This window comes from Bacillus sp. B2-WWTP-C-10-Post-4, from assembly GCF_009183805.1.
GTDB classification, from domain to species: domain Bacteria; phylum Bacillota; class Bacilli; order Bacillales; family Bacillaceae_G; genus Bacillus_A; species Bacillus_A cereus.
In genome coordinates, this window is record NZ_WEII01000138.1 from 1 (window position 1) to 9,327 (window position 9,327).

Sequence of the window (9,327 nt, forward strand, 5' to 3'; positions counted from 1 at the left end):
GATTAAAGATAGCTCAGCTGTGGTGATCTTTATTCATTTTTTCTAGAGTTTATATTAACTTAGCAAACTTTGTAACAGAACCATATATAAGAGCAAATATGATAAAAGCAATATCACAAGTTTTTTATTTTTTATACAGTAACCATTTGTTAGCCAATCCCTTCTCTTGATTCAGAATATTCTGTTGTTTTTTATCGATTTACAATTGCAGGTTGAACTATTATATAATATACAGAATAATGGTAATATTTAGGGGGATGGAAGTAGTTGAGGAGGACGTAGTGATATGAGCACAAATATTTTAATGCATGAAGCAGTTATGCAACAACTTAATGATTTTTATCAAATGATGTTGTCGCAGCAAATTGAATAAGCATGAAAAAGTTAGTGATTATTTCGATGTATGTTACGAAGCGAAACAAAAACTACTACTAAGCAAAGGGGCGTTAAAATAATGAAGAAGCTTGTATTAGCGACGTTAGGATTAGTGATAGTATTATCATTTAGTAACAATACAGGTGATACACAACATGCTCTAAAAAAGGAAGAAATTATACAATATTCACATGCTGATCATTTTTAATATCTCATTAACAAAGGGACTCCAATTATGGAGTCCCTTTGTTAATGAGATATTGCTTTAGTTTATCTAATTGTAATAATGTTTGTAAAAAGTGTAGATATTTTCTAAATTTGCAGAGGTAATTATTTGTTAATCTTTTAAAACATTGGCTTAGTAATACCAAGGGTTATTATAAATATATTAATTACATAATTTGTCCATATCAAAATGAACGTTTTTTGCATTTAATATATTGTAAATATATTTTATTTTGGAAGGATCTGATTATATGGCTCATAAATCTACTGGAGTGTTTCGAGTTCCAGTTTCTGAAAATGGGATTATTCCAACTGCTCTCAACATTATGTTAAACAATGATTCACGCTGCCATACTAGTAATGTAACGGTAACTGTTAAGAGAAGTCGAAACACCTTTTTCCCAACTCAAAATGAATTAGTTGAAATCTCTCGTACTTTTGTTTCTTTAGAACCAAACAGAACAACTAAGATTGTGTTGTTTACTCCAGAATTTCAAATAGAAGATTTCCTTGATGTCATCATTAGTGGAAATAAAGAGGATGTTAAGGATGTTCTTGTATATTCTTTCTTAGCAGATTCAGTAGGTCACAATCTGCCATCTACTGTTTTCAGAAATGCAGAATACACTTTTGCTTGCTGACACTGTGATAATGTATTCTTTACTGTCGTATATCTAAATTGAAATGTTACAAGTAGCACTTCACGGCATATAATCTATCGGTGAAAGGTCATTCGGCAGAGGAGCGGTAGTTGGTGAAAGAAGTTTAGGATATCCAGATACACATGCGCTTAGGGTACCTTTACAGAAATTTTGGGTAGCTTGAAATAGAAATTAGAAGATCCCTTCTACCTTAAGGTGGAGGGGTTTTCTTAATATTATTTTTTGATATATATTGCTAAGTATGTTCCAATAATTCATTCTATTGTATTGAGAATAATGTCATCTACATCAAAAAAACGGCTTATAAAAGGAACTGGTATTTGAAGGAGTTCCACCTCAAACATACTCCAATGCATATAAATATGTTTGAGGTGGATTTATTAACGAATTTTATATAGCATGAATGAAAATGGGATAAATAAAACAATGTTTCTTAGTATGTTTTTAAGAATTAATTGAGCAGGTCCTTTTGAAAATAAAAAAAGACACCCTAAGGTGCCTTCCTCTGAATTAAAACAATAATATGGTTCTAAGTTTAAAAACTATTGGGATTTTTCCTGTGAGTTTTATAAGTAGTTTTTAAGAAATTATAAGTGGTTATTTTTGTTTTCGAAATATTCTTCTTTAATTATTTGTAATTTTTTTTCGTTTTTTGTTAATTCAAATATAAATAATGATTTTCTCATGTTATTAGCAACATCTTCTTCATTATATTGTTTAAGCTTTAATAAATTTGAACCTTTTCCATAGTATAGTTCACCCAATAAGTAAAAAGTATTTAGATTAATAGCTAATTGGATACCCTTATCAATGTATTTTATTGCTTCTTCGTATTGATATGTGTAACTTAAATTTTTTGCTAAATTATAAATGATTTTCAATTTAATTTCTTTATCTCTAGGAAAATCTAATTTGTTAAAATTATTTAAACATCTTTTAAGGATAGTAATACTTTTTTTGTATTCTTTGTTTTCTGCATGAAGTATAGCCATTGTATGTAGAATATCTATTTCTCTCTCTGATAAAAAATCAATATTGGTTACAGTTAGTTTTAGTGCATTATTTAAAAGAGTTAAAGCCACTTTTGTTGAGTTATTCACACAATATATAGCAATTGCTTCATGCCATATTAGAAATTGTTTATCTTCTTTTGTTTGAAAATTATTTGTGTATTTTTCTCTTGTTACTATTTCATAAAGCTCTTTATATTGATGTTGCCTTATGCAATCCCTCATTACGTATTTTACATTTTCTGTATATTTTAATTTCTTGTTTTGAGTTAGTGCAAATATACTATTTGGATCAACACCGAGTCTTTCTGATAATTGATATAACAATATGCTAGATGGATAAATCACACCTTTTTCGATCTTACTAATTTGACTTTGTGAACATATTCCGTGACATAAGTCGGATTGTGATATATTTTTTTTAATTCTAAGTTCTTTAATGGTAATACCCAAATCGTTAAATTCCATTTTTTCACCTACTATTTAGCACTTTATTAATATAAGAACATTCTCTAACCTTAATGTAATGTAAAGTTAATATAGTTGCAATTATTGTTTTAAAGGGCTTATCGTTTCTATAAGATGGTAAGATTTTTTTATGTACAAAAAAGACACCCTAAGGTGCCTTCTTGCGATTTGCTCCATTGTAATATGGTATTGGATGCCAGTCCAATTATTATTTTACCATGTTAAATAGCTTTGGTTATTGAGAAAAAAGACAACTCATTATTTGAATGCAAAAAGTCCTAAGGAGACTAGGACTTTTTACTAGAATGAATATGATTTAAAAAAGGACTTATATAACGTAACATATGAATGTTTCGTAAATGTATCAAAAAAGTGAACAAAAGCGTTAATTTAAATAAAAAAAGCTCCGCGATAAAAGCTGCGGAGCTTCATAAGGTCGAGTTATGTCGTACTCACAAGGGATTTTAACATGAATGTTGTGGTAAAAATACTGGTAAATTTATCCCGTAAAATCCCGATTGGTTTAACTAATAATCAGTGGGGGATGAATAAAACTCCCACTGATTAAAGTTTCACTTCATTCGAAGGAATTCATGTTTTATAAATTAGATTATGAGAGTTGATATTCTCCATATTGACCAGAAAAGAACTAAAAATTCTAGTGAAATTCCAAGTGTTCGTTTCCTAGTTTTTTGAAATTCTTTTATTAAATAGCCAACAGCACTAATTGCTATAAGAATGAAAAGAATAAGTTCGAGTGTAACTGGCATTTTATCTACTCCTAATACTGTAGTTTATTATATAAAGATTATAAGATATTTTTGTGGCTAGTGGTGAAAAATTCAATAGAACTATTTCTAAATGGAGTAAATCTTTCAACGGACCAATCAAAGGTCAATACAAAAAGTGTTATACAATATACGCATGGAGAGCCGTGGGGCTAAAGAAATATTGGAGTATAAAGAGTTGTTAGATCAAAGGATTATTACAGAAGAAGAGTTCGAAGTGTAGAAAAAAGTAATTATTAGGTATATAGATGAAACGCTCAAATGAGCGTTTTTTTATTTATATATTCGCAAGTAAAATAACATAATATCACTATGAATCCTTATAACAATATGAATTTTTGCATATTTTAAAATTTAATATATCCCTTAAAAAGTTTTAATTGTATAATATATTTTGTCATATTTTTAGATTTTTCGACATAAACCAACAAAAATAGAGAGCGTATTGGGAGAAGACATTATGTATACAAAACTATTAAAATCAATTACATCATTATCACTTATTGGTGGTGCGTTGTTATATACAAATGGCAGCGATGTAAAAGCTGCTGAAGTGGGTGTTTTTTCTGATGTGCCGACATCACATTGGTCATATCCTGCGATTAAAGATTTAGCGAGTAAAAATATTATTTCCGGTTATGGAAATGGGATATTTGGTTTTGGAGATGTTGCGACAAGGGAGCAAGTTGCGGCTTTAATTTATCGAGTGTTAGTACCGAATAAACAAGGTGGTTCATTTAGTAATGATGGAACTCGTTACGTATTAAAGGATGGGTCTACGTTTAAAAATCCTTACGGTGATATTAATCAAAGTTCTACAATGTTCCCAGAAGAGGTATTAACTTTAACAAATTTAGGAGTTTTTAAAGGTGATGAAAATGGCCAATTTAGACCGAAAGCTTCTGTGAATCGTGCAGAAATGGCACAAATTCTTACGAATGCTTTCCATCTTGCGGCAAAACAAAAACATACCTTTAAGGATGTTCCAAATCCATTTTGGGCAGAAAATGCAATTAGTGCGGTGCAGTCAAATGGAATCGCAGATGGCACAGGGAACGGGAATTTTGAACCGTATGGCACAGTAACACGTGAACAGTATGCGCAGTTTTTATATAAAACTTTGAAGTATAAAAATGCTGATGTGAAAGATACAGGAGATGCGGCATTATTAACAGCGTTTAAAGAGGAAGTACAAAAGCGTATTAATACATACGAGACAAATATTACACTGCCATATAAAACGAAAAATAATAATACAGACGAAGTGATGAATACACTTTTTAACGCATATAAAGAAGTGGCAAGTAAAAATGAGTATACAAATAATAATAGATCGAATGTTTCATATGGACTTTCTGGATCACCTGGAAATTATACGTTTACGCTTAAGATTACATATCGTGAAACGAAAGAACAGACGGAATATGTCATGAAACAAGCGAAAGCAATCGTTTCTTCTATCACTCAAGTTGGAATGGATGATCACGAAAAAGTGAAGGCGATTCATGATTACGTAGTAAAGCATGTTTCTTATGATACGTCTTATAAAGCTTACACAGCATATGAAGCACTTGTAAATCGTTCTGCGGTTTGCCAAGGTTACGCACTATTAACTTATCAATTATTAAAAGAAGCAGGAATTGAAAATCATTTCGTGACAGGAACTGGGGACGGACAACCTCATGCTTGGAATTTAGTGAAAATCGAAAACAAATGGTATCACCTTGATACAACATTCGATGATCCGGTTCCAGATGAGCAGGGCCGCGTAACGTATTCGTATTTCAATTTATCAGATGAACAAATCGCAAGAAATCATGAGTGGAACCGTGGAGACTATCCGCAAGCTACAACAAATTATTATAGTACACTGACAAATAAAATTGCGGCAGGTAGTACGAAAACGTCTGCATATCAGCAAATATTAAAAGATACAAAGTTAAACTATTTAGGAAATGAATATATTGCAAATAACTATACTGAATTAAAAAATAAAATGCAGCAGCGTTATAGTGCAAAGCCAGAAAAGATAGAAGTACTTTATAAGCAATCAATGAACGGTGCGCTGCAAGATGTGAAAAATGCAATTGGGGAAATCGGTTATCCGCAAGGGTCCAACCGTGTTTCTTATAAAGCGGAGCCTTACAATGCGAAAGAAGGGTATTCTTTAGTGACGATTACGTTTACGTATTAAGAATGAGAAAAAGCATCTGTTTCAGATGCTTTTTTTATTATATTGATTCGACAAAATATGACAGGTGAAAGCGAATTGGTCTGTTATGATAATTTTTGGAATTTTACATTTTAGAGGATTAATCATGAATAAAAAGAAGATTTTCGCTGTGTTAATAGGAATTGTAGCCTTATTTGTAATTATTAATGTAGTTGTTACGAAAGAGAAAACGACATCAACCAGTGAAAAAATGTACTCTGAGAAAGAATATAATAAATTAGTAGATGAACATTTTGAAGAAACGCAAAAGTTGAAAAGTGATATGAGTGTGTTAGAAACTGAAAAAAAATCTCTTGAAGAGCAAATGAAGGCGAAGAATAAGCAAGGGTAAAACAAAAACGCTATCTTTTAAAAAGGTAGCGTTTTTGTTTTGGGTTATAAAGTTATTCCTACATTTGACATATACAGTCTGACTGTATAAAATTAAACTATACAGTTTAACTATATAGTTTAGCTATATAGTTATCGTTACATTGGAGGTCTTTATGAATAGAGATAAAAATTTACCATTAACGGAAACAACGTATTACGTTCTTTTAGCTTTATTAGAGCCAGCTCATGGATATTTAATTATGCAAAAGGTGGAGGAACTGAGTAATCATCAAGTGAAAATCGCAGCGGGTACATTGTATGGTGCGGTGGAAAATTTATTAAAACAAGGGTTAATAGAATCGGTAAAAAGTGAAGATAAAAGAAGAAAAGTGTATGTCATTACGGAACGCGGGAAAGAAGTATTGCATTTAGATTTTATGAGAATGCAGCACATTATTGCGGTTACAAAAAGTTTATTACACGTATAGTTAGGAGGAAACGATGATGTGGAGATTAAAATTCTTTTTAGACTTTGAGAAAGAGGAAAAATGGTTAGAAGAGATGGCTTGGAAAGGCTATCAACTAGAAAGCAATACATTTGGTTATACATTTAGATATACAGAACCGGAAGATGCGACGATTAAAATAGACCATAGAGTATTTAGTAGAAAAAGTGATTTTATTAATTACTGCACATTATTTGAAGATAGTGGTTGGGAGCATATAGCTGGTAATCGGTGGTCAGGTACGCAATATTTTAAAAAGGTAGATGAAGAAAGTGAAGATGACATTTTTTCAGATCCAATGTCACGAGCAGGGAAGTATAAGCGTCTATCTAAAACATTTTTAGAATTAGCGATCTGTTATTTGCCGATATTATTTTTATTTATGTATAGTAATACAATGAATTTAGGAGCCTTTGTAAATCCGAAAGAACTATACTTGACGCCAGGATTATGGGATAAGCAAGGTGCATCATTTCTATGGTCGTTCTTATTTGAAACGCCATTTGCATTAATGAGAGGACTTTTTTTGATATTTATCCCCGTTGCGACATGTATGTTTTTCGTTTGCTCGTATAAAGCAAATCGATTGTATGAAGAGAGAAGATGATAGGAGAAATCCCCTTAAAGTAGCTGCTTTGAGGGTTTTTTTGAATTTGTAAATGACTCTTCTTAAAATAGATATGAGATTAGAGAAGGACAATGATGTATTGGAGGTCACTATATCAAAAAAGAAAATTGTACGTCTAGACGCATTTTAAATACAAAATAACCGATTCCTTATACGTTAAGAAACCGGTTATTTATTTCCCTACTTTTTTAGAGGGCTTTTTCTTATAATGGTCTTAAATGATTGATTTAAGGTTATAAACTTAAATCATAAATAAAAGATAAAATAAAAACTATATAAGAAATAAATGTAACGAAAACAAGGAAACATATAAACTGAGCATTAAATACATATTGTTCTATTCTTCTTTTCATGTTAATTCGTATTATTTTTCAAATGTGAAGTATCAATTTGAAATTGGCCTTTCCAAGATCCAACTACTTTTCCAATTCTAGTTATATTTACATCTAAAGTAAGGGGCTGTTTAAAATCGTCTCTTCCTTCATTAACTATAACAAATGTAGAAACACCTTCGGGTCTATCATTATCACGAATACCTATATCATTTAATTTTTTACCTGCTGCCATAAGTTCAAAAGGAAGATAATCATCTGAATCATGGATAAATGATAGTCTCCCGTCATTTTTAATCTCAGGGTTCTCCTCTTGTTGCCCATCAATTTTACCATCATTCTCAAGATCTAATCCTGATGTATCAAATTCAAAGGGTACTAAACTTCCATCAGATTTTTCCATTCTATAATGAACTGATATACGTAAATCTGATATATATAATTCTTTGAGGTGCACAGTAATACCTTGATCTGTAATTTTTTCATCAATAGGAATATATTTACCATTCTTCATCATATCTTGTGTGATACCATTTTCATCTTTTATTCCTTCATTTACAACCTTATCGTTTGTAACTGCATTAGAAAAATACGAGGCAACATTTGTAGCCGCCACTTGTACTTGTGGAATCATTGCTGCTGTAAAAAGTGCTGCTGCAGCTACTGCTGTATAAATGAAACGTTTTGATTTTTTACTCATGTTTGTAAAGAGTCCCTTCTTTTGTTGTTTTTTGTGATTTATATTAGAAACATTGTCTAACTTGGAACGACTTTCAAATGTTTTCCATGCTTGTTCTATATCAATTTTGATTTCTTGTGGTGAATTTGCAGATTCTTCATCTAGCATTACGTTTTCCCATTGATTTAATTTACTAATTTCTATTAATAAATCTTGGCATGCTTCACATGTATCTAGGTGTTTTGTGAATTCCTTTCTTATATCATGAGAAAGTTCTCCATCAATATATGTTTGAATAAACCCGATATCATAACATTTCATTTGTTATGCCTCCTCCATTTGTTTATAAATCTTGCGAAATTTCATTTTGGCTCGGACCAATAATGTTCCAATAGAAGATATTTCAATTTGAAGTACTTCTGCAATTTCTTTATATTGAAAACCAGAGAATTTCATTAGTAAAAGGGTTCGTTCTCGATCATTCATTTTATTTAGTATCGTTTGGACCTTTGTAATTTCTTCTTTTCTTATCCAATCATCGTCTAATGATGAAACATTTTGTACTTCATGGTATTGTATTTCTTTATCAATCTTCGCTTGCTGCCTTTTTTCAGATCGAAAATGGTTATAGGCTACATAAGTAGAAGATTTAATCAACCATCCAGGTATGTTTTCAATTCCTTTCCAATCACTACGATATAATTGTAAAAATACTTCTTGTGCTAACTCTTCAGCGATAGATTGATCTTTAACAATCCAGATGATTTGTTTCACAGCGTAAGCATAGTACTGCTTAAATAAATCTTCAAAGGTCATATCAGAAGCATGACTTTCTTCATTTTCTATGGTTAACATGTTCGTTTAAACCTCACTTTCAATTTGATACCTGTATTATAGAGAAACCAGAAAAACGGATTTTGTGACAGTTTTTCTGGATATTTTTTATTATGTACTAAAAAAAGCATTCATCTGATTAAAAAGATAAATGAAAACATAAAAACTATAACTCTTGCAGTAGTTGTCTATTAATGTACAAGAAAACAGTTAGTTTGTTGCCGAATTGTATCTAAACGTACAATTTCACTTCTTCTATTTTCATGAATATGTAT

8 protein-coding genes and 1 pseudogene are annotated in these 9,327 nt (G+C 30.9%); 6 read left to right on the top strand and 3 right to left on the bottom strand.

Annotated elements, in window-relative coordinates; all coding sequences use genetic code 11:
- The first annotated feature begins 454 nt into the window (after nt 1-454).
- Together GBN78_RS30925 and GBN78_RS26710 are read left to right on the top strand one after the other, a co-directional pair.
- Nucleotides 455-583, top strand: coding sequence for a hypothetical protein (locus GBN78_RS30925; RefSeq protein ID WP_000737558.1), 129 nt, complete (start codon nt 455-457; stop codon nt 581-583).
- A 268-nt stretch (nt 584-851) separates the two neighbouring features.
- Nucleotides 852-1,241 (top strand): hypothetical protein, encoded by a 390-nt coding sequence (locus GBN78_RS26710; protein ID WP_000940659.1) that lies wholly within the window; start codon nt 852-854, stop codon nt 1,239-1,241.
- 608 nt (nt 1,242-1,849) lie between these two features.
- Here the strand turns inward: GBN78_RS26710 and GBN78_RS26725 are convergent.
- On the bottom strand, nt 1,850-2,740 hold the full coding sequence (locus tag GBN78_RS26725; RefSeq protein ID WP_070183663.1) for a helix-turn-helix domain-containing protein: 891 nt from the start codon (nt 2,738-2,740) through the stop codon (nt 1,850-1,852).
- Between the two features lie 1,248 nt (nt 2,741-3,988).
- Between GBN78_RS26725 and GBN78_RS26735 the strand changes: the two genes are divergently transcribed.
- From GBN78_RS26735 to GBN78_RS26750, 4 genes and pseudogenes are all read left to right on the top strand, one after another.
- Nucleotides 3,989-5,722 carry an S-layer homology domain-containing protein gene (locus GBN78_RS26735; protein WP_000288179.1) on the top strand — a complete coding sequence of 578 codons (1,734 nt, stop codon included), beginning with the start codon at nt 3,989-3,991 and terminating at the stop codon, nt 5,720-5,722.
- Between the two features lie 124 nt (nt 5,723-5,846).
- Nucleotides 5,847-6,071, top strand: a pseudogene (locus GBN78_RS26740) (hypothetical protein); the annotation flags it as partial.
- A gap of 175 nt (nt 6,072-6,246) precedes the next feature.
- A complete protein-coding gene (locus tag GBN78_RS26745) occupies nt 6,247-6,561 on the top strand; it encodes a PadR family transcriptional regulator (protein ID WP_001078063.1) in 315 nt (104 codons plus the stop codon).
- Between the two features lie 13 nt (nt 6,562-6,574).
- Nucleotides 6,575-7,186: a DUF2812 domain-containing protein gene (locus GBN78_RS26750; protein ID WP_002060866.1), complete on the top strand. Its 612-nt coding sequence runs from the start codon at nt 6,575-6,577 to the stop codon at nt 7,184-7,186.
- Nucleotides 7,187-7,561: 375 nt separating this feature from the next.
- Here the strand turns inward: GBN78_RS26750 and GBN78_RS26755 are convergent, their stop codons facing one another.
- Together GBN78_RS26755 and GBN78_RS26760 are read right to left on the bottom strand one after the other, a co-directional pair.
- Complete coding sequence (locus tag GBN78_RS26755) at nt 7,562-8,539, bottom strand: DUF4179 domain-containing protein (protein WP_000650406.1); 978 nt, start codon at nt 8,537-8,539, stop codon at nt 7,562-7,564.
- Nucleotides 8,540-8,542: 3 nt separating this feature from the next.
- Entirely contained in the window at nt 8,543-9,073 is a 531-nt protein-coding gene (locus GBN78_RS26760) for an RNA polymerase sigma factor SigX (RefSeq protein ID WP_000955505.1), read from the bottom strand.
- Between the last annotated feature and the right edge of the window lie 254 nt (nt 9,074-9,327).